Raw genomic sequence first — 25,645 nt, forward strand, 5'->3', positions numbered from 1 at the left:
ATCGTTTCTCGATGAAATCCCCGTTCGCAGTACCCTCATCTCACCTGCTACGTCCTGCAGCGCTTGCACTGGTGGTCGCGCTCACGCTGGGAAGTGGCAGTGCCTGGACACAGGGTTCGCCCGACACTCCAACGCTCGGCTCGAGCCCCCAGGCGCTGATTGAATATGCGCGCCACAGCAACCCCGGCTTTGCCGCTGCCCGCGCGGAAGCGTCCGCAGCGCAGGAGCGCGTGACGCCCGCCGGTGCGCTGCCCGACCCGACGTTCGAGGTCGAGCTGATGGACGCCACCAACACCATGAGCGGGCGCTCGGCGTCGTTGCTGCCCGGCCAGGTGGGCGAGACCCGCTACCGCATCACCCAGCCGCTACCCGGGTGGGGCAAGCGCGAGCTGGCGGTGAAGGCCGCCGAAGCCCAGGCGACCCAGGCTGATGCGATGCGCGATACCTCCTGGGCTGAGCTCGCGGCAAAGATCGAGACGCTGTGGTTGCGCTACTACGCCGCCGACCGCGAACTCGTCCTCAACCGCGAGGGCTTGACCTTGCTGAAAAGCCTGGAGGAACTCAGCCTGGCCCGTTACGAGTTGGGTCTGCTGCCGCAGCAGGCGGTGCTGCGCATGCAGCGCGAAATCACTGCCCAGCGCCTCGCGCTCGTGGAGGTCGAACAGCGGCGCAAGGGCCTGGCAGCGGGGCTCAACGGCCTGCTCGGCCGGGCGCATGATGCGCCGCTCGCCGCACCCGCAGATCCAGCCCCCTTGCCCGAGCAGCTGGAGGCGGGCGCCCTTTTTGAGGCGGCGGCCAGTGCCAACCCGGACGTGAATGCCGCCGCCTACGGCATCGACGTGGCACGTGCCGAGCGCGAACGAACGTATCAGGACCGCTTGCCGGACTTCGCCGTTGGCGTGCGCAACAACCGCCCGGATGAAGGCAAGGCGTCCTGGGACGTGATGTTCGAGGTGATGATCCCGCTGCAGCAGTCCAGCCGTCGCGCCAGGGAGCGCGAAGCCGAGTACATGCTGATGGCGGCCGAGGCGCGGCGGGAGGACGCCCGCGCGCGCGCGACCGGCGAGCTCGGTATTGCCTGGTCGATGTATGCGCAAGGCCGCGAGACCTTGCGCCTGCTCGAACATGCGTTGCTGCCGCAGGCCCAGGCCACCCGGGATGCAAGTCAGGCCGCGCTCAGCAGCGGCACGGTCGACTTCGACAGCGTGATCGAAGCCGAGCGCCAGCTCATCGACATCCGGACTCAACGCTTGAAGACCGAGCTCGACACGCGCCTGGCGCTGACAGAAATCAAGAAACTGACAGGGGATCTGAAGTGAGCTCAGCCGTTCGAATGACGGCGATCGCTGTGGGCGTGGCGATTGCCATAGGTGCGGGGTACTGGATTGCGCACCTGCAAAATGCTGGAAATCCAGTTCCGCTGATCACCGAAAGCCAGGCGCAAAGCGATAGCGCAGCCCCGGCCGACGGCGAACGCAAGATCCTCTACTACCGCAACCCGATGGGCCTGCCCGACACCTCGCCCGTGCCGAAGAAGGATTCGATGGGCATGGACTACATCCCCGTCTATGCCGACGACAAGCCGGACGACAGTGGCGCAGTGGTGGTCAGCCCCGCGCGCATCCAGACCCTGGGGGTGAAGACTGCCGAGGTTGAAGTGCGCGCCGTGGATTCGGCGGTGCGCGCGAGCGGCCGGATTGAGCTCGACGAGCGCAGGCAGGTGGTGGTGGCACCGCGCTTCGAGGGCTGGATCGAGCGCCTGCATGTGAATGCCGTGGGCGACGTGGTGAAGAAGGGCCAGCCGCTGTTCACCGCCTACAGCCCCGAGTTGCAATCGACCGGCGAGGAGCTGCGCATCGCCGAGCGCCTGGCCAGCCAGAGCGCGGCCCATGATGCGCTGGCGAGCGAATCCGCCCGCCGCCTGGCCGAGGCGACGCGCGCGCGCCTGCGCAACCTGCAGGTCGCCGGCCAGGCCGGTGCGCGCCAGGTCTTCCACGCCCCGGCGAGCGGCGTCGTGTTGGAGAAGATGGCGGTCGAAGGCGGGCGCTTCATGCCGGGCGAGGCGCTGTTCCGCATCGCGGACCTGTCCCGGGTGTGGATCATCGCCGACGTCTATGAGCAGGACCTCGCCCGCGTGCAGGTTGGCCAGGGTGCGCAGATCACGCTCGACGCCTGGCCCGGGCGCAGCTTCGCGGCGCGCGTCGACTACCTGTATCCCACGCTCGACCCGGCCACGCGCAGCACCCGGGTGCGCCTGGAACTGGACAACGCGCAAGGCCTGCTGCGCCCCGGGATGTTTGCTCAGGTCTCGCTCGCGGCGGGCGACGCCAGCCCGAGGACGGTGGTGCCGAGCTCGGCGATCATCGACGATGGCGAACGGCGGGTCGTGCTGATTGCGCTCGGCGAAGGGCGCTTCAAGCCGCAGCCGGTGAAGCTGGGCGAGCGCGGCCGCGAGGTGGTCGAGGTGCTCGAAGGCGTGGCGACGGGCGATCGCGTCGTGGTGTCAGCCAACTTCCTGATCGACTCGGAAAGCCAGCTCAAGGCGGCACTCTCCAACTTGGTCGAGCCCGATGCCGGCGATCAGTCCCAAGCGAGCCCGACCCGTTACGAAGCGCAAGGGACGTTCGATGCACTCGACGCCGAAGGCGGCAGCGTGACGATGACGCATGGCGAGATCCCGGCCCTCCAGTGGCCGGCGATGACCATGGACTTCATGATTGCCGATCCGGCGCTGGTGAAGAGCATCGCCCCAGGCTCGCCGGTGCGGTTCGTCTTCGAGGCGGGTGAGCCAGGCGAGTACATCATCACCGGGATCGAGCCGGTTGCAGGCACTGCGCCTGCACCGAGCGCCGGCGGTCACGGGGGGCACTGAGATGCATGCCCCTGTGACAGACTCTTCGAACGTCGTGCCAACCGACGCGGCAGCCAGACCGGCAGCACCCGGCCTGCTCGACCGCGTCATCGACTGGTCGGCGCGCAACGTCTTCCTGGTACTGCTGGCCACGCTGTTCCTGATCGGGGGTGGCGTGTATGCGGTCAAGCACACGCCGCTCGACGCGCTGCCCGACCTGTCCGACGTGCAGGTGATCGTCTACACCGACTACCCCGGGCAGGCGCCGCAGGTGGTCGAGGACCAGGTCACCTATCCGCTCACCACCTCGATGCTGGCGGTGCCGCGCGCGAAGGTGGTGCGCGGCTTCTCGATGTTCGGCGCGTCCTATGTGTACGTGATCTTCGAGGACGGCACCGACATCTACTGGGCACGTTCGCGCGTGCTCGAGTACCTGAGCACCGCCGCCAGCCGCCTGCCGCAGGGCGTGGCGCCGCAGATCGGGCCGGACGCGACCGGCGTGGGCTGGGTCTATCAATACGCGGTGCTGGGCAAGGACATGAGCCTCGCCGACACCCGCAGCCTGCAGGACTGGTACGTGCGCTACCAGCTCACCAAGGCGCAGGGCGTGTCCGAGGTGGCGAGCCTGGGCGGCTTCGTGCGCGAGTACCAGGTCACCGTCGATCCGCTGCGCCTCGCCGGCTACGGCATCACGCTCGACCAGGTCACGCAGGCGATCCGCGCCTCCAACCGCGACGTCGGCGGCCGGGTGGTGGAGCTCGCCGAGAAGGAATACATGGTGCGCGGCCGGGGTTACCTGCAAAGCGTGCAGGACATCGCCGACATCGTGCTCAAGGCCGAGCGCGGCACGCCGGTGCGCGTAGGCGACGTGGCCCGCGTCGAGCTGGTGCCGGCCGAGCGGCGCGGCATTGCCGAGCTGAACGGCGAGGGCGAGGTGGCCTCGGGCATCGTGATGGCGCGCTTCGGCCAGAACGCACTCGACGTGATCGCCAACGTCAAGGCCAAGATCGCCGAGATCACGCCCGGCCTGCCGGCAGGCGCCGAGATCGTGCCGGTGTACGACCGCTCCGAACTGATCGAGCGCGCGATCGGCAACCTGAAATGGACGCTGCTCGAGGAGAGCCTGATCGTCGCCGCGGTGTGCGTGATCTTCCTGCTCCATGTGAGGAGCGCGCTGGTGGCCATCATCACGCTGCCGCTCGGCATCCTGTTCGCCTTCATCGCCATGGGCTCGCTCGGCCTGGGCTCGAACATCATGAGCCTGGGCGGCATCGCGATCGCGATCGGGGCGATGGTCGATGCCGCGATCGTGATGATCGAGAACGCGCACAAGCACATCGAGCGGCTGCCCGCAGGGGCGGACCAGAAGGCGCGCGGCGCCGCGATCGTGCTCGCGTGCAAGGAGGTCGGGCCGGCGCTGTTCTTCTCGCTGCTGATCATCACCGTGTCCTTCCTGCCGGTGTTCGCACTCGAAGGCCAGGAGGGCCGGCTGTTCTCGCCGCTCGCCTTCACCAAGACCTTCGCCATGGCCGGCGCCGCGCTGCTGTCGGTGACCCTGGTGCCGGTGCTGATGCTGTTCTTCGTGCGCGGGCGCATCCTGCCCGAGGCGAAGAACCCGGTGAACCGGCTGCTGATCTGGCTCTACCGGCCGATCATCCAGGGCGTGCTGCGCTTCAAGCTGGTGACGCTGCTGCTCGCGGTGCTGGCGATGGCCGCCACCATCGTACCGGCGCGCCAGATCGGCTCGGAGTTCATGCCGACGCTCAACGAAGGCACGCTGTTCTACATGCCGGCGGCGCTGCCGGGCATGTCGGTGACCGAGGCCGGGCGCCTGCTCGCGACCACCAACCGCATCATCAAGACCTTCCCCGAGGTGGCGTCGGTCTATGGCAAGGCCGGCCGCGCCAACACCGCGACCGACCCGGCGCCGCTCGAGATGTTCGAGACCGTCATCAACCTCAAGCCCCAGGACCAGTGGCGCCCGGGCATGACCACCGACAAGCTCATTGCCGAGATGGACGCCGCGCTCAAGTTCCCCGGCCTCGCCAACTCGTGGACGATGCCGATCAAGGCGCGCATCGACATGCTCAGCACCGGCATTCGCACCCCGGTGGGGGTCAAGGTGTTCGGCAAGGACCTGGAGACGCTGGAGAAGGTGGCGCAGGCGGTGGAAGCTGCCGTGCGCAAGGTACCCGGCGCGAGCAGCGCCTACGCCGAGCGCGTGGCGGGCGGCTACTACGTGGACATCGTGCCGCGCCGCGACCAGCTCGCGCGCTACGGACTCACCATCGACATGCTGCAGGACGTGATCGCCACCGCGCTCGGCGGCGAGATGGTGACGACCACGGTCGAGGGCCTGGAGCGCTACGGCGTGTCGGTGCGCTACGCGCGCGGCCTGCGCGACGACCCGGTGCGGCTCGCCTCCGACGTCTTCGTGCCGACCATGAACGGCCCGATCCCGCTCGGCCAGGTGGCCGAGGTGAAGCTGACGCGCGGCGCGCCCGCCATCCGCACCGAGAACGCGCTGCTGGCGGCCTATGTGTATGTCGACACGCGCGAAGCCGACCTCGGCGCCTTCGTCAAACGCGCGCAGCAGGCGGTGGCCGAGGAAGTCGAGTTCCCGCAGGGCTACTACGCCACTTGGAGCGGCCAGTTCGAGAACATGGAGCGCGCCAAGGAGAAGATGAAGATCGTGGTGCCGGTGACGCTGGCGCTCATCTTCGTGCTGCTCTACCTGAACTTCCGGCGCCTGACCGAGACCCTGATCGTGATGCTGTCGGTGCCCTTCGCGCTGGTCGGCGGGGTGTGGCTGATGTGGTGGCTGGGCTACCAGATGAGCGTGGCGGTGGCGGTGGGCTTCATCGCCTTGGCAGGGGTGGCGGCGGAGACGGGCGTGATCATGCTGATCTACCTCGACCACGCCTGGCGCGAGGTGCAGGTGCGCTGCCAGGGTGAAGGCCGCGAGGCCGGCGTCGCCGATCTGTACGAGGCGATCATGGAAGGCGCAGTCGAGCGTGTGCGCCCGAAGATGATGACCGTGGTCGCGATCATGGCCGGCCTGTTGCCGATCATGTGGAGCACCGGTACCGGCGCCGAGGTCATGAGCCGCATCGCCGCGCCGATGGTCGGCGGCATGGTGTCCTCGACGGTGCTGACGTTGGCGGTGATTCCAGCGCTGTATGCGCTGGTCAAGCAGTGGGAGTTGCGCCGCAGCGCCAAGACAGCACCCGCGCAGGCGCTGGTCACGGTGTCGAATTTGTAATGCACCGGTCAGCGGCGCGACAGCATCGGGGGCGTAGCCTGTTTCCAAGGCCCCGTTCCCGAGGCTGCCGCTGAACGTGACGAGGAGCAGTGCGATGCTTGCGTGGCTGAAATCCCTCTGGCAATCCTTCAGGAATTGGTGTCGCGAGAACGAGCGAGCCCACCGGGATGCCCCGCTCTCGCCGTGCTGCTCGAAGCCGCCCGCAGCCGTTCGCCATTCGCCGACCCGCAAGGTATGAAGCCATGAACACAAAGCCTGCTCATGATCCTGGACTCCCTCGATCTGTCGCCTGGTATCGCTCCCCCGGCGTCATCGCCGGCCTGATGCTGGCGGCGATCGCACTGTTCTTCCTGTTGCGCGAACACTGGGCGCATGTGTCGGGCAACTGGGTGTATCTGATCCTGTTGCTGTGTCCCCTGATGCACCTGTTTGGCCATGGAGGACATCACGGCGGGCACCGCAGCAACGACACCGATTCGGAGAAGCGCTGAGATGTCGATGACAGGGGCGTGCCTTGGCCGTGGCGTCGTCATCGCGGCGCTTTCGGGCGTCTTGATTTCGAGCGCAGCGGCGCAAGGCTGGAAGATCCCGCAGCCCTCTCCGGGGCTGATGCCCAATCCGGCGCAAGGAAAGGGACTCTACGCACAGCACTGTGCCGCTTGCCATGGGACCGACCTCAAGGGCTCGGACAAGGGGCCGCCCATGCTCCATAAGGTCTACGAACCCAGTCATCACGCCGATATCGCCTTTCAGTTGGCGGTAGCGAACGGTGTGCGCGCCCACCACTGGCAGTTCGGCGACATGGCACCTGTTCCCGGCCTGACGTCGGACGAGGTCGCTCATGTCACGGCATTCATCCGTGGTGAACAGCGCAAGGTCGGCATTCGATAACAACAAACGCCGGGGAGAAGCATCATGACCCACGAACATTCGCAGGGTGGCCATTCCGGCCACACTCATCGCCACGATCATGCATCGACAGGCAATGACACCGATCCGGTCTGCGGCATGACGGTAAAGCCCGACTCTCCGTATCGGGTCATTCACGCCGGACACGAATACCGGTTCTGCAGTGCGAAGTGCCAAGGCAAGTTCGAGACTGATCCGGCGCGGTATCTGGCACCGGAGACAAGTCAGCCTTCAACGGAACCCGCACCGGTGCCCGGCACGGAGTACACCTGCCCGATGCATCCGGAGATCCGCCAGATTGGACCGGGCACCTGCCCGAAATGCGGTATGACACTCGAGCCGGTGATGCCGGGTCTTGAGGATGAGGACAATCCCGAGCTCGTCGATTTCCGCCGCCGCTTCTGGTGGACGCTGCCGCTGACGGTGATCGTCACCGCGATCGCCATGTCCGGTGGCGTCTTCGATCCGATGCTGGGTGCGGCGCGCCCCTGGGTCGAGCTGGCCCTGGCGACACCGGTCGTGCTCTGGTCCGGTTGGCCGTTCTTCGTGCGCTGCGCGCAGTCGATCGGCAACCGCAGCCCGAACATGTGGACGCTGATTGGACTGGGAGTTGGGGCGGCCTATCTATATAGCGTCGTCGCTACGGTTGCGCCCGAAGTGTTTCCGGCCTCTTTCCGCATGGGCGAACACGTGGCGGTGTATTTCGAGGCAGCAGCGGTGATCATCTCGCTGACGCTGCTCGGCCAGGTGCTGGAGCTGAAGGCGCGCTCGGAGACCGGCGCCGCGATCAAGGCGCTGCTCGGCCTCGCGCCCAAGACCGCGCGGCGCATTCGCGCGGATGGCACCGAAGAGGATATCCCGCTGACCCACGTCCATCCTGGCGACCGGTTGCGCATTCGTCCGGGCGAAAAGGTGCCCGTCGATGGTTCCGTTGACGAAGGCGAAAGCGCGGTCGATGAATCGATGCTGACCGGCGAGCCGATCCCGGTGACCAAGCGCCCCGGGGACAAGGTGATCGGCGCCACGCTCAACACCAGTGGAGCGCTGGTCATGGTCGCCGAGAAGATCGGCGCACAGACCATGCTGTCGCAGATCGTGCAGATGGTCGCGCAGGCTCAGCGTTCGCGCGCGCCGATGCAACGCCTGGCGGATGTCGTCGCGGGCTGGTTCGTCATCGTCGTCGTGCTCATCGCCCTCACCACGTTCGTGGTGTGGGGACTCTTCGGACCCCAGCCGAGCTGGGCCTACGGCCTCATCAACGCGGTGGCGGTGCTGATCATCGCCTGCCCCTGCGCATTGGGCCTGGCCACGCCGATGTCGGTGATGGTCGCGACCGGCAAGGCAGCCACCCAGGGCGTGCTGTTTCGCGATGCGGCGGCGATCGAGTCGCTGCGCAAGGTCGACACCCTGATCGTGGACAAGACCGGCACCCTGACCGAAGGGCGCCCCGCCTTCCATAGTGTGGTGGCGGCGCCGGGCGGGACGGAGGCCGACGTGCTTCGCATCGCAGCCAGCCTCGATCAGGGCAGCGAGCACCCACTCGCCCAGGCCATCGTGACCGAGGCCCGCGCGCGCGGTCTGGCGCTCAGCACACCGGACACCTTCGAATCCTCTTCCGGCATCGGCGTGCGCGGTACAGTCGATGGCCAACGTGTGGTTCTGGGGAACACCGCCCTGATGGACGATGAGCGCATCGATTGGCGCGGGCTCGCGGAACGCGCCGAGGCTCTGCGCCTTGAGGGCGCAAGCGTGATGTACCTCGCCGCAGAGGGCGTGCTCGTCGGCCTCATCGCCGTTGCCGACCCGATCAAGGCTTCGACCCCGGAAGCGCTCGATGCGCTGCGGGCGAGCGGGCTCAGGATCATCATGGCCACGGGCGATGGCCTCACCACGGCGCGCGCGGTCGGTGCCCGCCTGGGCATCGACGAGGTGTATGGCGAAGTGAAGCCCGCCGACAAGAACGATCTGGTCGGAAGACTGCAGGCCGAGGGGCACATCGTCGCCATGGCCGGCGACGGCATCAACGACGCGCCGGCGCTCGCGCGCGCGAATGTGGGTATCGCGATGGGCACGGGGACCGACGTCGCGATGAACAGTGCCCATCTGACTTTGGTCAAGGGTGATCTCCGGGGCATCGCCACCGCACGCAGCATCTCCGTCGCCACCGTGCGCAACATGCACCAGAACCTCGTGTTCGCCTTCCTGTACAACGCAGCGGGTGTGCCGATCGCAGCCGGGGTGCTCTATCCAGCGTTCGGGCTGCTTCTTTCACCGCTGATTGCCGCCCTGGCGATGAGCTTCAGTTCGGCGTCCGTGGTCGGCAACGCGTTGCGCCTCGGACGGAAAAGGATCTGATCGACCTCAATCCGCCCGCACGGAAAGCTGGGCAGACGAACTGCGTGACGGGTACTTCGTTCGTTGGGAGGCATGCCGGCGTCAGCGTGTCGATGTTTGCGCACAAGGAGCTGTCTCATGAAAGCCGAGACTGAAGCCGAGCCCCGTCCATCCGGTCGGGCTGAATCGAACTTAAGGGTTCGCCGCGTATTTCTGGTCTTCGTCGTACTGGCGGCCGTTCTCCTTATCGCCGAGCACCGGCTCCATGTGCTCGGCTACCTACCGTGGCTCATCTTGCTTGCGTGCCCCCTGATGCACGTCTTCATGCATCGCGGTCACGGCCACAAGAGAAAACGAACGCCGGCTGAAGACCAAGGTAACCATGATGCGTGATGCCACGGGAGATCGAGATGAGTGAGACGTCGAGTTACGGCTTGTGGTCACTGGTTATCATCAACTCGCTGTTCTTCATCGCCTTCGCATTCAGCTTCACGCGTCCCCGCACAAGCCAGGACTGGCGATCCTTGGGCGCTTACTCGGCCTTCATCCTCGCGCTCTTCACCGAGATGTACGGCTTTCCGTTGACGATCTACCTGCTCTCGGGGTGGCTGTCTTCGAAATTTCCGGGAATCGATTTTTTTGCCCACGACTCGGGGCACCTCTTGGAGGTGATGTTCGGATGGAGCAGTAACCCGCACTTCGGCCCGTTTCACCTCTTGAGCACGGTGTTCATCGTCGGTGGCTTCTGGCTCTTGGCAAAGGCCTGGCCCGTACTCCTCGAGGCTCAGCGCACCCGCCGCGTCGCCGACAGTGGCCCGTACGCACGCATTCGACACCCGCAATACGTCGCTTTCGTTCTGGTCATGTTCGGCTTTTTGCTGCAATGGCCGACCTTGATCACGCTGATCATGTTCCCGGTTCTGTTGATCGTGTACGCCAGGCTCGCCCGCCGGGAAGAACTCGATGCGATCGAGGCATTCGGTGATGCCTATCGCTCATACCGCGACCGCACGCCGGCGTTCATTCCTCGCCTGCGGTAGTTCGACGGATCGTTTGGTCCAGAGCGCCGCTTGCGAAGTAGAGGGAGATGCCGACGCGCAGATTCCTCATTGCCTGCAAGCAAGGCGCCTTTGAGTTTGGGGCACCATGCATGCGCGCGGGGCAGAGTGAGTTTGATCAATCAAACCCGCCGATCCTGAAAAAGGTCGACAGAAAAGCCCCCGGGATCGACACCGAGGGCAAGTTCATCCTGAAACGTGCGAATCAGTTACGGGTGTCGTGGCGAAGGATGCTGTCGAGACGCATGACCTCGTCGCCGTGCATCATGATCTTCTGTCCATCCTTGGTCTCCATCACTTCGCCGTGTTTCATCCTCACCGCACGGCCCATCTTGTCCTCCATGCCCATTTTCCCATCCTTGAAGATGTAGACCGTCGAGCCATCCTTCATGGGGATGGACTTTTCGACCCGCTCGACATCGACCGCGAAGGCCGATGTGGTGGCAATCCCAAGTGCCGCGACCATCAGTGCTTTCTTCAACATGCTCGTCTCCTTGAATCAACTACAAATAGTTGCTGAACATTGCATCAGGCCTCTTCCATAGAAGATTGCCCGATGCCTTACCCGCCTTGGTTCCTGGGGAAGCTTGGTGCTATCAGGAGCCGCTGCGGTAAAGGGGGCTTTCTTCGAGATAGACAGTCACCTTGTCGCCCCCTTGGACCACCTTCGAAAGCGGAAAGCTGTTTGTGCCGAGGGTGTCGAAGGTCCAGTTGACCGTCTTGTCACCGACCTTCAGGGCAACCGTCTCGAGCCGCGTGACGTTGATGTAGCGCGTGTCCGCATTGACGATCACGGTGCGGGAGGGCGTGGCGTTGCTCGCGTAGCCATATGTGGCCAGCTCTCGCTCAGTCGGGCTCGAAGCGCGTGCCTGGACATGCTCGAGCCAGTGCAGCGCACCGCCCTCGGAATAGTCTTCGTGTGCGAACGCAGCGGAAGATCCAAGGGTGCTGATGGCCGAGACGGCGAGAACGGCGATGATCGACTTTTTCATGATGGGCTCCTTGTCCAGATTGGCTGCTCATGCTTGAGCAACCATGGACTCGATCATAGGAGCCAGCGACTGACAGGGCAGTGACCCTGCAATTACGTTTAAGTCATAAGAATGAAAGGGTACGGTCAGGGTTGGCGGGCCGGGTTTCGTCAGTCCAAGGCCTTGACCGAACGGCAGACGCGTGAACGAAGCACCAATTTCACGTCCCCCAACATGTCATGCGAGGTGACGGCTTCACTCGGTTACTTGCCGTTCGCACCACGAAGAGCCCGACGGCTGGATTGGGTCGTCAGCCGCCAGAACAGATCCCGAAGCACCTTGCCGCTGTCGACATCCATGCCGCACTCGTCTGCCCAGTGGCCGACCCGGTTCCCTACCAACCGTTCCCCTCACTGCCCCATAAGGAAGCGCATCAGCATGAAGACCCTGAATATCCTGTGGCAGCGACTCGTCACGCCCGAGGGGGCGACCTGCGAGCGGTGTGGCGGCACACAAGCGGCCATCGCCCGGGTGATCCCGAAGCTTCAGGAAGCGCTGCGCCCGCTTGGCATCGAGCCGGTTCTGGAAGCGCGGGAGATCGCACTCGACGCCTTCAAGGGCATGCCCTCGGAGTCGAATCGCATCTGGATCGGCGGCCGCTCGATCGAGGACTGGCTCAGCGCGAGCGTTGGCACAAGCACCTGCTGCTCGGCCTGCGGCGGCGCGGCGTGCCGGACACTGGAAGTGGGAGCGGAAACCTTCGAGGCGATTCCGGAAGCGCTGATCCTCAAGGCCGCGCTGCTTGCCGCGTCCGCGTCCCTGAGCCCTCTCACTGACGCAGCGCCCGCGCCGCGTGTGCGGAAACCGGGGTGCTGTGGCGATGCCTGATCGGCAGACGCCCGGCAAGCAACGGCCGGATCCGGTCGCCCGCTTTCTCTTTGCCCTCATCAGCCTGACGGTCGTGGCCCTGGGAGTGCTGGCGGTCGTCACGGAGTTTGCGCCGGCGCGTTCGACGCGCTTCGGCATGGCCGGGCCGCTGTTCGACGGCGATGCGGTGCACTTTGGCGTGACGATGATCTTCGTCGGGCTCGCGCCGCTCGGGTTCTTCGCCAGGACGGCGCGGGGCGCGGGCTGGTGGGCGGGGGGCTGCATGGCGCTGGCCCTGCTCACCCTGTTCGTCGGCCTGAGGCTCGTGCCCTGAGCCTGCGGCGCCGGACCGTCTTGATCAGCGTCAACGAGAATTGCTTTCGTTTCAAACACGCTTCCACGACCCCGGGCTCGGGATCATTTCAGGAGCGAGACATGGCACGAAAGCTTGAAGGCAAGGTCGCAGTCGTTACCGGCGCCAGCAGCGGGATCGGAAAATCGATCGTCGACAAGTACGTGGAAGAAGGCGCTCGGGTCGTCGCGTTTGCGCGCAATCTCGACGCCCTGAAGGCGCTGGAGGCGAGCTTTCCCGGGCAGGTCAAGGCCGTGGCGGGCGATGTCACCAAACCCGAAGACCTGAAGCGCCTGGTCGATGAAGCAGTCCGCGCCCATGGCGGCGTGGATATCGTCGTTCCGAACGCCGGCATTGCGCGCGTCGTGTCGTTCGAGGACAGCACCGCCGAAGCCTTCAACACCCAGTTCTCGGTCAATTTCTTTGGCGCGGCGGAAACCGCGCGCCTGTTCGTTCCCCACATCCGCAAGGGTGGATCGATCCAGTTCATCACCACCTTCCTCACCCAGGTCGGCTTCCCCGGCCTGGCCATCTACAGTGCCAGCAAGGCGGCGCTGAAATCCCTTTCCCAGACCCTGGCCGCAGAGCTCGCGCCCCAGGGCATCCGGGTCAATTCCATCGCACCGGGCCCGATCGGCACGCCGCTGTGGGGAACAGTCGGATTGCCGCCCGAGGTCCTGGGTGCGGTCGCGGAGAAGATCAATTCCCGGCTCATGCCCGGCGCGTTCGGCCAGCCCGAGGATATCGCGGAGCTCTCGGTATTCCTGGCCTCCGATGCTGCCAAGAACATCTTCGGGCAGGAGATCGTCGTGGATGGTGGCTATACCGTCGGCTGAGTTTTGTTGTGAATGACGAGGCGGGCGACGCCGTTGGGAAGCAGTCGGGGTGCGGTTCCAGGGGTTGAACGATCGAGACGCTGCCCGGCAGCAAGGTCGCGGCAGCGTCTGTTGGGCACAAAAAAGGCCGGGCATGCCCGGCCTTCGATTCAATTCGCCCTGTTGCGGCGAACTTATTGCACGCGCACCTCGACCCGACGCGCCTCGGCGGCATCCGTACCGCCCAGGGTGACGGCGGGACGCCGCATCAGCACGCGCTCGGACGGGACGCCAGCGGCGATCAGCGCCTGGCGCACCGACAGCGCACGGTTCTTCGCCACTTCGGCATTGACCGCGGCACCGCCGGTCTCGTCGTGGAAGCCGGACAGCAGCGCGCTGGCCTGCGGCGCGGCGGCGAGCGCGGTGACGACGGTGGCGATCTGCGCGGGCGCGGCCGCCGACAGCGCGGTCTGGCCGACGTCGAAATGGATCTTCACCAGCGGTTCGCCCACTTCGGCGACGTCAACGAACGCGACCTCGCCTGCACCGGTCGCTGCCACCGCCGGCGCGGCCTGCTTTCCGCCCAGTTGGTTGGCGGCCAGGCCGATGACGAAGGCGATGACCAGCGCGATGATGCCGAACACCACGCCCATCACGACGTTGAGTTCGCTGTCTTCCTGATCGAACATGTGCTGAATTCTCCTGTGGATGCACGACCCGACGGTTCGGGCGACGTGGGCAGGATTCTAACGGAATGAGATTGCTGCGGCGCCAGCTCGGCACTTTCCGGCGTATGACGAAGTCCAGGTGCGGTTTACAACATGGTCAACGCGAGCCAGAATCACGCTGTAGTTGACCATGTAAGGATGGTGCGAACATGAAAACCGCTTCTGTCGCCGAGACCAAGTCCCACCTGTCCAGCCTCATCGCCGACGTCGAAGCCGGCAATGACGTGCTGATCACCCGCCGCGGCCAGGCGGTTGCGCGCCTGGTGGCCGAACCCGGCGCGGGTGGCTACGGCTGGGCCGCGCTGCGCGCCTGGATCGAAGCGGAGCCAACCAACGGCCCCACCGTTGCCCAGATGCGCGAGGACGACCTGCTGTGATCTACCTCGACACCTCGGTCGTCGGCGCGCTGTTCTTTCGCGAACCGGGCGCGGCGCGCGTCTTCGATCGTCTGGAGCCCCTGCGTCGCGAGGGCCTGGTGATCTCGGCGTGGACGCTCACCGAAATGGCCAGCGTCGGCGGCATCAAGCAACGTACCGGCGCCATCGACGCAGCTACGCGGCAGCAGGCGCTGGCGCACTTCCAGCGTTTCGTCTCGGCCGAATTGCGCACCGTCGAGGTCGAGCCGGCCGATTTCCGCACCGCGGCCGTGTTCATCGACGCGCCGCTGGCGCTGCGCGCGGGGGATGCGCTGCACCTGGCGATCGCACACCGGCTCGGCGCCCGGCTGGCCAGTCTCGACCGCCGGCTGAACGAGGCTGCCGTCTTTCACCATATCGCTTGCGAGGACGTGCTCGGCTGAGCCTGCAGTGCACCGCCGCCGTCCCGCCCGCACCAACCTGTTGGTGAGTCGCCGGCGCGGCTGCGCGGCTACAAGATCCTTGCGCTGTACTTCACCTAAGGCATGCTGCGCGACGTTGGCGTGACCCGCCATGCCTCAGTCAATCTCGAACGTCGTGCCCATCGCGCTCACAAACTGACTCGCCTGCTCAACAGCCCATTCTGCAAAGCTGTGATCGAGCGGCTCTCCCTTGTAATCGGAGATCAGGCGCAAGTCTTCGACCTTGTTGAGCGACTTGCCCAACTCGACGGGCACACGCCCGGTCTTTACCAGATGAAGGCTGAACGCAGAAATGAGTCCGTTGTGAGTCCTTGCAAGCTCGGCCACCACCGGCGCTCCCGATGCAATGAGGGCCGCGCGGGCGGCGTCGAACATTGCGTAGTAGGCGCGATTGCAGGCGCCGTCCGCATCGCCTGCATCCAGCAGCACCTTGGCCGACAAGACCGCACGGCGTGCTTTGGCCATCAGTTCGGCTTGATTCACAGGCGCACCCCTTCACGTGCGATGTTCTGCAATAGCCGGGGGTTCGAGTAGCGCTCGGGGTGCGCCCACTCTTCTTCCCAGACCGGCAGGGGCTGGACACGGATGCCAGTCTCGAGCAGGACATCGTAGGCAATGTCGTCCATCGCGAGCTTCGTGCCGACAAACTGCGCCGGCATGCCACGCAGCAGGACGGCGACATCGGCGTCGCTGTCTGTACGGTGGGTCTTCCGCGCGCGGCTGCCGAACAGGAATGCGCCGGCGTAGTCGTAACTGCGCGAGATCCGCTCGAGGAAGAGGCGGCTCGCGGCAAGGGTCGCGCTGTCGATGTCTGCGGGCGTGGTCATGCAAGGATCTTAGGCAGAGGCCGCACTCGGGTCAAACTCGACGGTGAGGGCCAGGGGCTGTGCCTGGGCCTGGATGTGGGATGGCGGTGGCGCTGCCACCCAGACCCAGCCTGCAGGACCTCAGTCCCGCAAGAACACCTGCAGCAACTCGTTCAGGAACCGCCTTCCCTGCAGCGTCGGCCGCAATTGCCCCTCCGCCATCTCCAGCAGCCCGCGTTCGCGCGCCCGCGCCAGCTCGTCGGTGATGGCCTCGAGCGGTACCCCGGTGCGCGCCGCGAACAGCTTGGCCGGCACGCCGTCGGTGAGGCGCAGGGCATTCATCATGAACTCGAAGGGCAACTCGGCTACCGACACCTCGCGCGCTTCCTGGATGAAATCCCCGCGCGCCGCGCCTTCGAGGTAGCGCCCGGGGTGCTTGTGGCGCATCTCGCGGCGGATGCCTTCATGGCTGGAGAGCTTGCCGTGGGCGCCGGGGCCGAGGCCGAGGTAGTCGCCGAAGGTCCAGTAGTTGAGGTTGTGGCGGCTCTGCTCGTGCGGGCGGGCGAAGGCGGAGGTCTCGTAGTGGGCGAAGCCGGCTGCGGCCAGGCGGGCCTCGATGGCCTCCTGCATGTCGGCGGCGGTGTCGTCGTCGGGCAGCGCTGGCGGGTTGTGCGCGAAGGGGGTGTTGGGCTCGAGCGTGAGGTGGTAGCACGACAGGTGCTGCACGCCGAAGCCGATCGCGGTGTCCAGGTCGGCGAGCGCCATGTCCAGGGTCTGGCCGGGCAGGGCGTACATCAGGTCGAGGTTCACGCGCTCGAAGTGGGTGCGCGCGGCGTCGATCGCGCGCCGGGCCTCGTCGCCGCCGTGGATGCGGCCGATCTTCGCCAGCATGGCGTCGTCGAAGCTCTGGATGCCGAGCGAGAGGCGATTGACGCCGGCAGCGCGGTAGTCGCGGAAGCGTTCGGCCTCGACCGTGCCCGGGTTGGCTTCGAGCGTGACCTCGGCGAGCGGGTCGAGCGGCAGCAGCATGCGGAGGCCGGTGAGCAGGCCGTCGAGCGTGGCTGCCGACATCAGGCTGGGCGTGCCGCCGCCGATGAACACGCTATGCACCCGCCGGCCCCAGACCTGGGGCAGGGCGTGCTGCAGGTCGGCGAGCACGGCGTCCAGCCAGGCCTGCTCGGGGATGCCGCCCTCGCGCGGGGCGTGGGAGTTGAAGTCGCAGTAGGGGCACTTCTTCACGCACCACGGGAAGTGCACGTACACCGACAGCGGCGGCGGGGCCTCGAGCTGCGGGCGCTCGGGCAGCGGCAGGGCGCGCGCCGGCGTGGCGGCGGGGGCGAGGGGGATGATGCGGCGGGTGGTCACGAGGGGCGGTGGTCCGGTGCGGGCTATCCGTGCTGGCTCGGTCGCGGTGAGCGCGGGGTCAGAGCGGATGTTCGGCGAGGCGGTCGAGCAGGTGGCGCATCGCCGCGCCGCGGTGGCTGAGGGTGTTCTTGAGCGCGGGTTCGAGCTCGGCGGCGGTCTGCTCCAGCTCGGGCAGCCAGAACAGCGGGTCGTAGCCGAAGCCGCCCTCGCCGCGCGCGGCGGGCAGGATCTCGCCGTGCCATTCGCCGTCGGCGATCAGCGGGCGCGGGTCTTCGGCGTGGCGCACCAGCACCACGGCGGAATAGAAATAGGCGCGACGCTGGGCGGGCTCGGTCAGATGCGCGAGCTTTTCCAGCAGCAGGGCGTTGTTGCGCGCATCCGACCTGGGCTCGCCGGCGAAGCGGGCGGAGAGGACGCCCGGCGCGCCGCCGAGCGCCTCGACGCACAGGCCCGAGTCGTCGGCCACCGTGGGCAGCCCGGTGGCGGCCGCGGCGTGGCGGGCCTTGGCGAGCGCGTTCTCGACGAAGCTCGGGTGTGGCTCTTCGGCCTCGCCGACGCCGAACACCGATTGCGGGATGACCTCGATGCCGAGCGGGGCGAGCAGGGCCTGCATCTCGGCGGCCTTCTTGGCGTTGTTGCTGGCGAGGACGAGTCGTTTGCTCATGGTGCGGGGGCTCCTGGCGGACGGGCTTCAGGCCGTGAGGATGGCCGTGCGCACCGCGGTGCGCTGCAGTTCGAACAGCTGGCGGCCGCCGAGTTCGGCGAGGTCGAGCAGGGCGTTCAGCTCGGCGCGCGAGAACGGCGTGCCCTCGGCCGTGCCCTGGACCTCGATCAGGCCGCCGCCCTCGGTCATCACCACGTTCATGTCGGTGTCGCAGCCGGAGTCTTCGGCGTAGTCGAGGTCGAGCACCGGCAGGCCCTGGTGGATGCCCACCGAGATCGCGGCGACGAACTCGCGCATCGGGTTGCGCGCGAGCTTGCCGGCGGCCACCAGGCCGACCAGGGCGTCATGCACCGCGACGCAGGCGCCGGTGATGGCGGCGGTGCGGGTGCCGCCGTCGGCCTGCAGCACGTCGCAGTCGACCACGATCTGGCGCTCACCGAGCGCCGCCAGGTCGACCACCGCGCGCAGGCTGCGCCCGATCAGGCGCTGGATCTCCTGGGTGCGTCCGCTCTGCTTGCCCTTGGCGGCCTCGCGCGCGCTGCGCGTGTGGGTGGCGCGCGGCAGCATGCCGTATTCGGCGGTGACCCAGCCCTGGCCCTTGCCGCGCAGGAAGCCGGGCACGCTCTCCTCGACGCTGGCGGTGCACAGCACGCGGGTGGCGCCGAATTCGACCAGCACCGAGCCTTCGGCGTGGCAGGTGAAGCCGCGCGTGAGGCGGACGGGGCGGAGCTGGTCGGGCAGGCGTTGGCTGGGTCGCATCGTGAGGTCCTAGGAGCGGGAGTCGAATTTCTGGATGGCGGCGTTGATCTCGCGGATGGCGCGCTCGATCTCGTCCTCGTCGAGCTCGGCGGTAGCGCCCGGGGCGGTGCCGGAGAGGTCGAGGCGGGACTCGAAGCCGTCGAGCTCCATGGTGCGGGTGGAGATCGACTCGACGGTCGCGGCGCCGACGGCGTTCTCGTCGTGCCAGCACATCGCCACCATCGACAGGTTGTCGGCGGTGGAGCCGGCCTTGCGCTCCGAGACGTCCAGCAGCCGCGGCACCGCCTGGCTGAGCACCCCTGCGGTGAGATTCACCACCAGGCCGTCGTCGTCGATCGGGCCCCACACGCCGTCGGTGCATAGCGCGAGGAGGTCGCCGTCGCGCAGCGGGGTGCGCGGAGAATACTCCACCTGCGGGTTGTAGTTGCCGCCGAGGCAGGAATAGATGCGGTTGCGCCCGGGGTGGAGGTGGGCCTCCTCCGCCTTGATCAGGCCCTGGTCGATCATCAGCTGCGTGCGCGAATGGTCGCGGGTGCGCGTCACCAGGTGGCCGCGGCGCAGCAGGTAGAGGCGCGAGTCGCCGGCGTGCGCCCAGAAGGCGGCGCCGCGCTGGATCACGCAGGCGACCAGGGTGGTGCGTGGCGCGTCGGGCAGCTGGCGGTCGAGCGCGTGGTCGAGGATGGACTGGTGGGCGTGCTCGATCGCGCGCGCCAGGAAGAGCTGCGGGTCGGGCAGCAGCGGCCGCGCCTCGGCCTGGAAGCGTTCCGCGATGCGCTGCACCGCGATCTGCGCCGCCACCTCGCCGTGCAGGTGGCCGCCCATGCCGTCGGCGACCAGCATCAGCAGCGCGTCACGCGAATAGCAGTGGGCGATGCGGTCCTGGTTGTCGCGTCGCTTGCCGGGGCGGCTTTCCTGGTAGATGGTGAAGCGCATGGCGGGTCCTCAGCTGCGGCCGATGAAGGAGCGCAGCCGGCTGCCCAGGTCCGAGAACCAGTGTTCCGGACGCTCGGGGGCGTTGTCTTGGTGGATCAGCGCCTTCTGCAGCGCATACACGCTGGGCGGGCGTTGCTGGGGGTCGAGGTGCAGGCACCAGTCGGTGAGCTCGAGCAGCTGCCGGCTGTAGCGCCCCGCCTGCGTCTTCACCACGGGCTGCAGGGTGTCCTGCTGCGTGCGTTCGTCGGCGCGTGGGGGCGGGCTGCCGACGATGCAGGCGTGCAGGCCGGCGCCCACGCTGTAGATGTCGGTCCACGGGCCGAGCTGGGCGCCCTTCTCGTACTGCTCGGGCGCGGCGTAGCCGGGCGTGTACATCGGCTTGAGCACCGGCTGGTCGCTCATCAGCGTCTGGCGCGCGGCGCCGAAGTCGAGCAGCACCGGGGTGCCGTCGTTGCGCAGGTAGATGTTGGAGGGCTTGATGTCGAGGTGCATGAGCTTGTGCGCATGCACCTCGCGCAGGCCGTTGAGCATGCGCGCGAACACCGCGCGGATCAGCATCTCCTTGACCTCGCCGCGGTGCTTGCGGATGTAGTCGTGCAGGGTGCGGCCGCGCTCGAACTGCATGACCATGTAGACCGTGCCGTTGGCGCGGAAGAAGTTGAGCACGCGCACCACGTTCGGGTGCATCAGCTTGGCGAGCGAGCGGCCTTCCTCGAAGAAGCACTTCATGCCGTAGCGGAAGGCGAGGCGGTGCTCCTCGCTGACCTGCGGCTCGGTCTCGCCTTCCTTGCGCAGGGCGAGCGAGTTGGGCAGGTATTCCTTGATCGCGACGGCCATGCCATGCGCGTCGCGGGCGAGGTAGACGATCGAGAAGCCGCCGAGCGACAGTTGCCGCTCGATGCGGTACTGGTCGAGCTGAAACCCCGGTGGCAGCGCGCAGTTGGCTTGAGACGGCATCTTCGTGAGCGCTAGAATCGCTGTTTTCGCGGTTTCATTCCTGATCCAGGCGCCCAGTTTATCCGATCGGGCGCGGCCCCCGGAGCGCCCCATGGTCCAAAGCATGACAGGTTTCGCGGTTCAGACGCGAGACCTGGGTAGTGTCAGCCTTCATCTCGAGCTGCGCAGCGTCAATTCGCGCTACCTCGATCTCGGCTTCCGCATCGTCGACGACCTGCGCGCGGCCGAGCCCGCGATCCGCGAGCGTCTCTCCGCGCGCCTCGGCCGCGGCAAGGTCGAATGCCGCCTCAACCTGCAGGCCGGCCACGCCGCGCCGCGCAGCATGGCCCTCAACGGCGCGCTGCTCGACCAGCTCGGCGATGCGCAGGATGCCTTGCGTGGGCGTTTCCCCGATGCCGCGCCGCTGTCGGTCAACGAGCTGCTGCGCTGGCCTGGCATGCTGGCCGACGACAGCCTCGGCTTCGACGAGATGCTGCCGGCGATCGTCGCGCTCGTGGACACCGCGCTCGAAGAGCTCGTGGCCACCCGTCAGCGCGAGGGCGACAAGCTCGCCGACATGATCCGCGAGCGCGTCGCGCGCATGCGCGAGCTCGTCGCCCAGGCCGCCCCGCGCATGCCGGCGGTGGTGCTCGAGTACCAGGAGCGCCTCACCGCCAAGCTGCGCGACGCGGTCGCCAGCCTGGACGAGGACCGCATCCGCCAGGAGGTCGCGCTCTACGCCCAGCGCATCGACGTGGACGAGGAGCTCACCCGCCTGTCCACCCACCTCGACGAGGTCGAGCGCATCCTCAAGAGCGCCGGCGCCGCCGGCAAGCGGCTGGACTTCCTGATGCAGGAGCTCAACCGCGAGGCCAACACCCTGGCCTCCAAGTCGCCCGCCACCGACATCACCGCGATCGCGATGGAGATGAAGGTGCTGATCGAGCAGATGCGAGAGCAGGTGCAGAACCTGGAGTGAGCCGCGCGGCGCCGCGCGCGCCCGCGATTCCCCGAACACGAGGACGCCCCATGGCCGGAACCCTATTCATCGTCACCGCGCCCTCGGGCGCCGGCAAGACCACCCTGGTGCGCGGCCTGTTGCAGCGCGACCCGCGCGTGCAGCTGTCGATCTCCTACACCACGCGCGCGCCGCGCCCCGGCGAGCAGGACGGGCGCGAGTACAACTTCGTCGACGTGCCCACCTTCCGCGCGCTGCGCGACCGTGGCGAGTTCCTAGAGTGGGCCGAGGTGCACGGCAACTACTACGCCACCTCGCGCGTTTGGCTCAAGCAGCAGGTCGAGGCCGGGCGCGACACCCTGCTCGAGATCGACTGGCAGGGCGCGCAGCAGGTGCGCAAGCACTTCCCGGACGCGGTCGGCGTCTTCATCCTGCCGCCCTCGATGGACGAACTCGAGGCCCGCCTGCGTGGTCGCAATACCGACAGCGACGAGGTCATCAGCCGCCGCCTGCTCGGCGCACGCGGGGAAATGCGCCATGTCGCGGAATTCGACTACGTTATAATCAACGACGAGATCGATGCCGCGCTCGACGACCTGGTCGCCGTAGTGCGTGCTGCGCGTTTGCGCTGCACCAAGCAGCACCAGCGGCATCCCGAATACTTCGCCTTCCTCGAACAGGATTGAACATGGCCCGCATCACCGTAGAAGACTGCCTGAAAAGGATCCCGAACCGCTTCCAGCTCACCCTGGCGGCGACCTATCGCGCCCGCCAGCTCACCGCCGGCGGCACGCCGCAGATCGACGTCGACCCGCTCGACCGCGACAAGCCGACCGTGATCGCGCTGCGCGAGATCGAGGCGGGCAAGGTCGGCCTCGAGATGCTCAACCGCGGCCAGGCCTGAAAACGCCCGGGGGTTGCATGAAAGCCGCAGAAGCAGGCCCAGCCCCCCAAATCTTCCGCCCGCCGGTGTCGAGCGTGCTCGCGCTCGACTTCCAGCAGCTCAAGGCGAAGCTGCAGACCTACCTCAAGCCCGAGGACGTGGGCCGCGTCGAGGCGGCCTACCACTTCTCGGCGGATGCCCACGCCGGGCAGTTCCGCGTCAGCGGCGAGCCCTACGTCAGCCACCCGGTGGCGGTGTGCTCGCTGGTCGCCGACTGGCACCTCGACCCGCAGGCGCTGATCGCCGCGCTCCTCCACGACGTGATGGAGGACACCCACATCACCAAGGCGGAGATCGCCGAACGCTTCGGCAAGGTCTCCGCCGAGCTGGTCGATGGCCTGTCCAAGCTCGACAAGATCGAGTTCCGCTCGCAGGAAGAGGCCCAGGCCGAGAACTTCCGCAAGATGCTGCTGGCGATGGCGAGCGACCTGCGCGTCATCCTCATCAAGCTCGCCGACCGCCTGCACAACATGCGCACGCTGGACCACATGCGTCCGGCCAAGCGCCGCCGCATCGCCAACGAGACGCTCGAGATCTACGCGCCGATCGCGAACCGGCTCGGCCTCAACGACCTCTTCCGCGAGCTGCAGGAGCTGTCCTTCCGCAACAAGTACCCGCTGCGCTTCGAGGTGCTCGCCAAGGCGATCCGCAGCGCGCGCGGCAATCGCCGCGAGGTCGTCGGCAAGATCCTCGCCAGCATCGAGGAGCGCCTGCCGCAGTGGGGCATCGCCGCCGAGGTGCAGGGGCGCGAGAAGCACCTCTACGGCATCTACCGCAAGATGGCGGAGAAGCGCCTGTCCTTCTCGCAGGTGCTCGACATCTACGGCTTCCGCGTCATCGTCAAAGACGTGCCGAGCTGCTACCTCGCGCTCGGCGCGCTGCACTCGATGTACAAGCCGGTGCCGGGCAAGTTCAAGGACTACCTCGCGATCCCCAAGGCCAACGGCTACCAGAGCCTGCACACCACGCTGATCGGCCCCTTCGGCATGCCGGTCGAGGTGCAGATCCGCACCCGCGAGATGCACCACATCGCCGAGACCGGCGTGGCCTCGCACTGGCTGTACAAGGAAGACGAGAAGACGCTGACCGAGCTGCAGCAGAAGACGCACTCCTGGCTGCAGTCCCTGCTCGAGCTGCAGTCGGCCTCGGGCGAGGCCACCGAGTTCCTCGAGCACGTCAAGATCGACCTCTTCCCGGGCGAGGTCTATGTGTTCTCGCCGAAGGGCAAGATCTTCTCCATGCCCAAGGGCTCGACCCCGGTCGACTTCGCCTACGCGGTGCACACCGACGTCGGCAACCGCTGCGTGGCCTGCCGCATCAACGGCGACCTGATGCCGCTGCGCAGCGAACTGCGCAACGGCGACCAGGTCGAGATCATCACCGCCGCGCAGGCCAACCCCAACCCGGCCTGGCTGTCCTATGCGCGCACCGGCAAGGCGCGCGCGCAGATCCGCCACTTCATGAAGAACGCCCAGCAGGACGAGTCGGTCACGCTCGGCGAGCGCCTGCTCAACCAGGCGCTGCGCCCGCACGGGCTCACCCTCGGGCAGATCTCCAGCTTCGCGTGGGACCGCTTCCTGCGCGACCGCGGCGTGCGCCACAAGAAAGAGGTCTTCTCCGACCTCGGCCTCGGCAAGCGCCTGCCGGTCATCGTCGCGCGCCGCCTCGCCGAGGCGCAGGACCTCGAGTCCGGACGCCCGGACGTGGTCAAGCCCAAGCCCGCGGGGGCGATCAGCATCCGCGGCTCGGAAGGCGTCGCGGTGCAGCTCGCGCGCTGCTGCCATCCCATCCCGGGCGACCCGATCATCGGCACCCTGCGCAAGGGCCAGGGCCTCGAGGTGCACACCCACGACTGCCCCAACGTGGCCAAGCTGCGCGGCGACCGCGGGCGCTGGGTCGATGTGGAGTGGGAGCACATGGTCGACGACCGCCTCTTCGACGTCGGCATCCGCGTGCTCAGCCACAACGCGCGCGGCGTGCTGGCGCGGGTGGCGAGCGCGATCGCCGAGGAAGACAGCAACATCCAGAGCGTCAGCATGGACGGCGGGCAGGGCGAGTACACCGCGCTCAACTTCACCGTGCAGGTGCGCGACCGCATGCACCTCGCGCGCGTGATGCGCGGCGTGCGCCGGGTGCAGGAGGTCGTGCGCATCGGCCGCGTCAAGGCCGACGGCCGCGTCGGCTGAGGGCCCCGCGGCGCGCCGACGCTGCTAGAATGCGCGCCGACCGCGACGCTTCTGTGGCGTCGCACGCGAACCCACCGGGGACCCGACATGGCGATGTACGAATCCGATCACACCAAGTTCATGCGCGAGTGGATGGAGAAGCATCCGGAGCAGCGCGACGAGCAGAAGAAGGGCCGCGCCCTGTGGTGGGACAAGCCGCAGAGCGTCGAGGAGCAGAAGCGCGTCGCCGCCGTCCGCGTGCCGGTCAAACCCTACTACTACGACATCAACAACTGATCCGGCGCACCGCGCCGGAGCCGGCGCGGCCGTCCCTGCCGCCCGTTCCGGCTGCGGCGCCGCGTGCATCCGTTGAAACCTCGCCTCCGGCATCGCGGTAGGCCAGCATGAGCCTGCCGAGTCGTCTCGCCTTCATCGATGTCGAGAGCACCGGCGCGCATCCGGTGCGCGACCGCATCACCGAGATCGCCATCCTGCGCGTCGAGGACGGCGAGGTCGTCGCACGCTGGGAGAGCCTGGTCGCCCCCGGCCAGCCCATCCCGCCGCTGATCGAGGAGGTCACCGGCATCTCCGACGCCATGGTGGCCGACGCGCCCGCCTTCGAGGCGCTGGCCGACACGGTCGCCGCGCTGCTCGAGGGCTGCGTCTTCGTCGCCCACAGCGCGCGCTTCGACTACGGCTTCATCCGCAACGCCTTCACCCGCATCGGGCGCGGGTTCGAGGCGCCGGTGCTGTGCACCGTCAAGCTGTCGCGCGCGCTTTATCCGGAACACCACCGCCACGGCCTCGATGCCTTGATCGAGCGCCACGGCCTGGTGTGCTCCGCGCGCCACCGCGCGATGGGCGACGTCGAGGTCCTGTGGCAGTTCGTGCGCGGGCTGGAGGCGGGCTTCGAGCCCGAGGTGCTGGCGCGCGCCGCCGCACGCGCGATGAAGGCGCCGGCGCAGCCGCCCGGGCTGCCCGAAGGCCTGCTCGAGGCGCTGCCCGATGCCCCCGGGCTGTATCTCTTCCACGCCCAGCCCGAGCCGCCGCCCCTGGGCGCGCGCGACCCGGCGCTCTTCGTCGGGCGCGCGCAGAGCCTGCGCGCGCGGGTGCGCGAGCACTTCGGCGCGG

29 protein-coding genes are annotated in these 25,645 nt (G+C 67.4%); 19 read left to right on the forward strand and 10 right to left on the reverse strand.

Translation table 11 applies throughout. From position 1 onward, the window contains the following. The first annotated feature begins 71 nt into the window (after positions 1-71). From C667_RS04555 to C667_RS04580, 8 genes are all read left to right on the forward strand, one after another. Positions 72-1,319: a TolC family protein gene (locus C667_RS04555; RefSeq protein ID WP_083881269.1), complete on the forward strand. Its 1,248-nt coding sequence runs from the start codon at positions 72-74 to the stop codon at positions 1,317-1,319. 14 nt (positions 1,320-1,333) lie between these two features. Beyond that, entirely contained in the window at positions 1,334-2,872 is a 1,539-nt protein-coding gene (locus tag C667_RS04560) for an efflux RND transporter periplasmic adaptor subunit (protein ID WP_004357706.1), read from the forward strand. A 1-nt stretch (position 2,873) separates the two neighbouring features. Then, positions 2,874-6,113 carry an efflux RND transporter permease subunit gene (locus C667_RS04565; protein WP_281054835.1) on the forward strand — a complete coding sequence of 1,080 codons (3,240 nt, stop codon included), beginning with the start codon at positions 2,874-2,876 and terminating at the stop codon, positions 6,111-6,113. A gap of 242 nt (positions 6,114-6,355) precedes the next feature. Further along, on the forward strand, positions 6,356-6,604 hold the full coding sequence (locus C667_RS24780; protein WP_012586265.1) for a DUF2933 domain-containing protein: 249 nt from the start codon (positions 6,356-6,358) through the stop codon (positions 6,602-6,604). 1 nt (position 6,605) lies between these two features. Beyond that, entirely contained in the window at positions 6,606-7,004 is a 399-nt protein-coding gene (locus C667_RS04570) for a c-type cytochrome (protein WP_004265696.1), read from the forward strand. Between the two features lie 24 nt (positions 7,005-7,028). Further along, positions 7,029-9,377 (forward strand): heavy metal translocating P-type ATPase, encoded by a 2,349-nt coding sequence (locus C667_RS04575; protein WP_039920779.1) that lies wholly within the window; start codon positions 7,029-7,031, stop codon positions 9,375-9,377. 117 nt (positions 9,378-9,494) lie between these two features. Continuing rightward, positions 9,495-9,749 carry a DUF2933 domain-containing protein gene (locus tag C667_RS24785; RefSeq protein WP_021249902.1) on the forward strand — a complete coding sequence of 85 codons (255 nt, stop codon included), beginning with the start codon at positions 9,495-9,497 and terminating at the stop codon, positions 9,747-9,749. 17 nt (positions 9,750-9,766) lie between these two features. Next, positions 9,767-10,396 (forward strand): methyltransferase family protein, encoded by a 630-nt coding sequence (locus C667_RS04580; RefSeq protein ID WP_012586262.1) that lies wholly within the window; start codon positions 9,767-9,769, stop codon positions 10,394-10,396. 223 nt (positions 10,397-10,619) lie between these two features. Here C667_RS04580 and copK read toward each other — a convergent pair whose 3' ends face one another. Both copK and C667_RS04590 read right to left on the reverse strand, forming a co-directional pair. Then, positions 10,620-10,898: a periplasmic Cu(I)/Cu(II)-binding protein CopK gene (copK, locus tag C667_RS04585; protein WP_004265708.1), complete on the reverse strand. Its 279-nt coding sequence runs from the start codon at positions 10,896-10,898 to the stop codon at positions 10,620-10,622. A gap of 112 nt (positions 10,899-11,010) precedes the next feature. After that, positions 11,011-11,406, reverse strand: a complete 396-nt coding sequence (locus tag C667_RS04590; protein ID WP_002943394.1) for a CzcE family metal-binding protein — start codon at positions 11,404-11,406, stop codon at positions 11,011-11,013. Between the two features lie 417 nt (positions 11,407-11,823). On the opposite strand from C667_RS04590, the gene C667_RS04595 reads away from it, so the two are divergent. The 3 genes from C667_RS04595 to C667_RS04605 all read left to right on the forward strand — a co-directional run bounded on the left by C667_RS04595 (position 11,824) and on the right by C667_RS04605 (position 13,440). Then, complete coding sequence (locus C667_RS04595; RefSeq protein WP_004357714.1) at positions 11,824-12,273, forward strand: DUF2703 domain-containing protein; 450 nt, start codon at positions 11,824-11,826, stop codon at positions 12,271-12,273. Beyond that, positions 12,266-12,586: a hypothetical protein gene (locus C667_RS04600; RefSeq protein ID WP_004357716.1), complete on the forward strand. Its 321-nt coding sequence runs from the start codon at positions 12,266-12,268 to the stop codon at positions 12,584-12,586. The genes C667_RS04595 and C667_RS04600 overlap by 8 nt, the downstream gene beginning before the upstream one ends. 101 nt (positions 12,587-12,687) lie before the next feature. Continuing rightward, positions 12,688-13,440, forward strand: a complete 753-nt coding sequence (locus tag C667_RS04605) for an SDR family NAD(P)-dependent oxidoreductase (RefSeq protein WP_004357719.1) — start codon at positions 12,688-12,690, stop codon at positions 13,438-13,440. A gap of 173 nt (positions 13,441-13,613) precedes the next feature. Here C667_RS04605 and C667_RS04610 read toward each other — a convergent pair whose 3' ends face one another. After that, positions 13,614-14,108, reverse strand: a complete 495-nt coding sequence (locus tag C667_RS04610) for an OmpA family protein (RefSeq protein ID WP_004357721.1) — start codon at positions 14,106-14,108, stop codon at positions 13,614-13,616. Positions 14,109-14,296: 188 nt separating this feature from the next. Here C667_RS04610 and C667_RS04615 point away from each other — a divergent pair, with 188 nt between their 5' ends. Together C667_RS04615 and C667_RS04620 are read left to right on the forward strand one after the other, a co-directional pair. Further along, a complete protein-coding gene (locus C667_RS04615) occupies positions 14,297-14,524 on the forward strand; it encodes a type II toxin-antitoxin system Phd/YefM family antitoxin (RefSeq protein WP_004357722.1) in 228 nt (75 codons plus the stop codon). Continuing rightward, a complete protein-coding gene (locus tag C667_RS04620; protein ID WP_004357723.1) occupies positions 14,521-14,946 on the forward strand; it encodes a type II toxin-antitoxin system VapC family toxin in 426 nt (141 codons plus the stop codon). The genes C667_RS04615 and C667_RS04620 overlap by 4 nt, the downstream gene beginning before the upstream one ends. A 135-nt stretch (positions 14,947-15,081) precedes the next feature. Here the strand turns inward: C667_RS04620 and C667_RS04625 are convergent, their stop codons facing one another. From C667_RS04625 to C667_RS04655, 7 genes are all read right to left on the reverse strand, one after another. After that, entirely contained in the window at positions 15,082-15,468 is a 387-nt protein-coding gene (locus tag C667_RS04625; protein WP_211207660.1) for a HEPN domain-containing protein, read from the reverse strand. After that, positions 15,465-15,812 (reverse strand): nucleotidyltransferase domain-containing protein, encoded by a 348-nt coding sequence (locus C667_RS04630; RefSeq protein ID WP_004357725.1) that lies wholly within the window; start codon positions 15,810-15,812, stop codon positions 15,465-15,467. Before C667_RS04630 ends, C667_RS04625 begins: the two co-directional genes overlap by 4 nt. 120 nt (positions 15,813-15,932) lie before the next feature. Continuing rightward, positions 15,933-17,156: a radical SAM family heme chaperone HemW gene (gene hemW, locus C667_RS04635; RefSeq protein ID WP_004357726.1), complete on the reverse strand. Its 1,224-nt coding sequence runs from the start codon at positions 17,154-17,156 to the stop codon at positions 15,933-15,935. 58 nt (positions 17,157-17,214) lie between these two features. Continuing rightward, complete coding sequence (rdgB, locus tag C667_RS04640) at positions 17,215-17,820, reverse strand: RdgB/HAM1 family non-canonical purine NTP pyrophosphatase (RefSeq protein WP_004357727.1); 606 nt, start codon at positions 17,818-17,820, stop codon at positions 17,215-17,217. 27 nt (positions 17,821-17,847) lie between these two features. Then, positions 17,848-18,579, reverse strand: a complete 732-nt coding sequence (gene rph / locus C667_RS04645) for a ribonuclease PH (protein ID WP_004357728.1) — start codon at positions 18,577-18,579, stop codon at positions 17,848-17,850. Between the two features lie 9 nt (positions 18,580-18,588). Continuing rightward, positions 18,589-19,512: a PP2C family protein-serine/threonine phosphatase gene (locus tag C667_RS04650; RefSeq protein WP_004357729.1), complete on the reverse strand. Its 924-nt coding sequence runs from the start codon at positions 19,510-19,512 to the stop codon at positions 18,589-18,591. 9 nt (positions 19,513-19,521) lie between these two features. Beyond that, on the reverse strand, positions 19,522-20,469 hold the full coding sequence (locus tag C667_RS04655) for a serine/threonine protein kinase (RefSeq protein WP_004357730.1): 948 nt from the start codon (positions 20,467-20,469) through the stop codon (positions 19,522-19,524). Positions 20,470-20,560: 91 nt separating this feature from the next. Here C667_RS04655 and C667_RS04660 point away from each other — a divergent pair, with 91 nt between their 5' ends. The 6 genes from C667_RS04660 to C667_RS04685 all read left to right on the forward strand — a co-directional run. After that, the gene (locus tag C667_RS04660) at positions 20,561-21,427 is read left to right on the forward strand and encodes a YicC/YloC family endoribonuclease (RefSeq protein ID WP_004357731.1); all 867 of its coding nucleotides are present in this window, start codon (positions 20,561-20,563) and stop codon (positions 21,425-21,427) included. Between the two features lie 50 nt (positions 21,428-21,477). Then, a complete protein-coding gene (gmk, locus tag C667_RS04665; RefSeq protein ID WP_004357732.1) occupies positions 21,478-22,092 on the forward strand; it encodes a guanylate kinase in 615 nt (204 codons plus the stop codon). A 2-nt stretch (positions 22,093-22,094) separates the two neighbouring features. Then, positions 22,095-22,310: a DNA-directed RNA polymerase subunit omega gene (gene rpoZ, locus C667_RS04670; RefSeq protein ID WP_004301130.1), complete on the forward strand. Its 216-nt coding sequence runs from the start codon at positions 22,095-22,097 to the stop codon at positions 22,308-22,310. A 17-nt stretch (positions 22,311-22,327) separates the two neighbouring features. Next, positions 22,328-24,535: a RelA/SpoT family protein gene (locus C667_RS04675; protein ID WP_039920780.1), complete on the forward strand. Its 2,208-nt coding sequence runs from the start codon at positions 22,328-22,330 to the stop codon at positions 24,533-24,535. A gap of 87 nt (positions 24,536-24,622) precedes the next feature. Then, positions 24,623-24,811 (forward strand): DUF3460 family protein, encoded by a 189-nt coding sequence (locus C667_RS04680; protein ID WP_004357734.1) that lies wholly within the window; start codon positions 24,623-24,625, stop codon positions 24,809-24,811. Positions 24,812-24,918: 107 nt separating this feature from the next. Beyond that, a partial coding sequence (locus tag C667_RS04685; RefSeq protein ID WP_004357735.1) for an exonuclease domain-containing protein occupies positions 24,919-25,645 on the forward strand: 727 nt, incomplete at its 3' end.

It is taken from the genome of Thauera phenylacetica B4P (assembly GCF_000310225.1).
In the GTDB taxonomy this organism is placed as follows: Bacteria; Pseudomonadota; Gammaproteobacteria; order Burkholderiales; family Rhodocyclaceae; genus Thauera; species Thauera phenylacetica.

Excerpts from the sequence above, each read along its gene's own strand:
- C667_RS04560 (WP_004357706.1), top strand. The coding sequence starts at position 1,334 with ATGACGGCGATCGCTGTGGGCGTGGCGATTGCCATAGGTGCGGGGTAC.
- C667_RS04565 (WP_281054835.1), top strand. The coding sequence starts at position 2,874 with ATGCATGCCCCTGTGACAGACTCTTCGAACGTCGTGCCAACCGACGCG.
- C667_RS24780 (WP_012586265.1), top strand. The coding sequence starts at position 6,356 with ATGAACACAAAGCCTGCTCATGATCCTGGACTCCCTCGATCTGTCGCC.
- C667_RS04570 (WP_004265696.1), top strand. The coding sequence starts at position 6,606 with ATGTCGATGACAGGGGCGTGCCTTGGCCGTGGCGTCGTCATCGCGGCG.
- C667_RS04575 (WP_039920779.1), top strand. The coding sequence starts at position 7,029 with ATGACCCACGAACATTCGCAGGGTGGCCATTCCGGCCACACTCATCGC.
- C667_RS24785 (WP_021249902.1), top strand. The coding sequence starts at position 9,495 with ATGAAAGCCGAGACTGAAGCCGAGCCCCGTCCATCCGGTCGGGCTGAA.
- C667_RS04580 (WP_012586262.1), top strand. The coding sequence starts at position 9,767 with ATGAGTGAGACGTCGAGTTACGGCTTGTGGTCACTGGTTATCATCAAC.
- copK (WP_004265708.1), bottom strand. The coding sequence starts at position 10,898 with ATGTTGAAGAAAGCACTGATGGTCGCGGCACTTGGGATTGCCACCACA.
- C667_RS04590 (WP_002943394.1), bottom strand. The coding sequence starts at position 11,406 with ATGAAAAAGTCGATCATCGCCGTTCTCGCCGTCTCGGCCATCAGCACC.
- C667_RS04595 (WP_004357714.1), top strand. The coding sequence starts at position 11,824 with ATGAAGACCCTGAATATCCTGTGGCAGCGACTCGTCACGCCCGAGGGG.
- C667_RS04600 (WP_004357716.1), top strand. The coding sequence starts at position 12,266 with ATGCCTGATCGGCAGACGCCCGGCAAGCAACGGCCGGATCCGGTCGCC.
- C667_RS04605 (WP_004357719.1), top strand. The coding sequence starts at position 12,688 with ATGGCACGAAAGCTTGAAGGCAAGGTCGCAGTCGTTACCGGCGCCAGC.
- C667_RS04610 (WP_004357721.1), bottom strand. The coding sequence starts at position 14,108 with ATGTTCGATCAGGAAGACAGCGAACTCAACGTCGTGATGGGCGTGGTG.
- C667_RS04615 (WP_004357722.1), top strand. The coding sequence starts at position 14,297 with ATGAAAACCGCTTCTGTCGCCGAGACCAAGTCCCACCTGTCCAGCCTC.
- C667_RS04630 (WP_004357725.1), bottom strand. The coding sequence starts at position 15,812 with ATGACCACGCCCGCAGACATCGACAGCGCGACCCTTGCCGCGAGCCGC.
- rdgB (WP_004357727.1), bottom strand. The coding sequence starts at position 17,820 with ATGAGCAAACGACTCGTCCTCGCCAGCAACAACGCCAAGAAGGCCGCC.
- rph (WP_004357728.1), bottom strand. The coding sequence starts at position 18,579 with ATGCGACCCAGCCAACGCCTGCCCGACCAGCTCCGCCCCGTCCGCCTC.
- C667_RS04650 (WP_004357729.1), bottom strand. The coding sequence starts at position 19,512 with ATGCGCTTCACCATCTACCAGGAAAGCCGCCCCGGCAAGCGACGCGAC.
- C667_RS04655 (WP_004357730.1), bottom strand. The coding sequence starts at position 20,469 with ATGCCGTCTCAAGCCAACTGCGCGCTGCCACCGGGGTTTCAGCTCGAC.
- C667_RS04660 (WP_004357731.1), top strand. The coding sequence starts at position 20,561 with ATGGTCCAAAGCATGACAGGTTTCGCGGTTCAGACGCGAGACCTGGGT.
- gmk (WP_004357732.1), top strand. The coding sequence starts at position 21,478 with ATGGCCGGAACCCTATTCATCGTCACCGCGCCCTCGGGCGCCGGCAAG.
- rpoZ (WP_004301130.1), top strand. The coding sequence starts at position 22,095 with ATGGCCCGCATCACCGTAGAAGACTGCCTGAAAAGGATCCCGAACCGC.
- C667_RS04675 (WP_039920780.1), top strand. The coding sequence starts at position 22,328 with ATGAAAGCCGCAGAAGCAGGCCCAGCCCCCCAAATCTTCCGCCCGCCG.
- C667_RS04680 (WP_004357734.1), top strand. The coding sequence starts at position 24,623 with ATGGCGATGTACGAATCCGATCACACCAAGTTCATGCGCGAGTGGATG.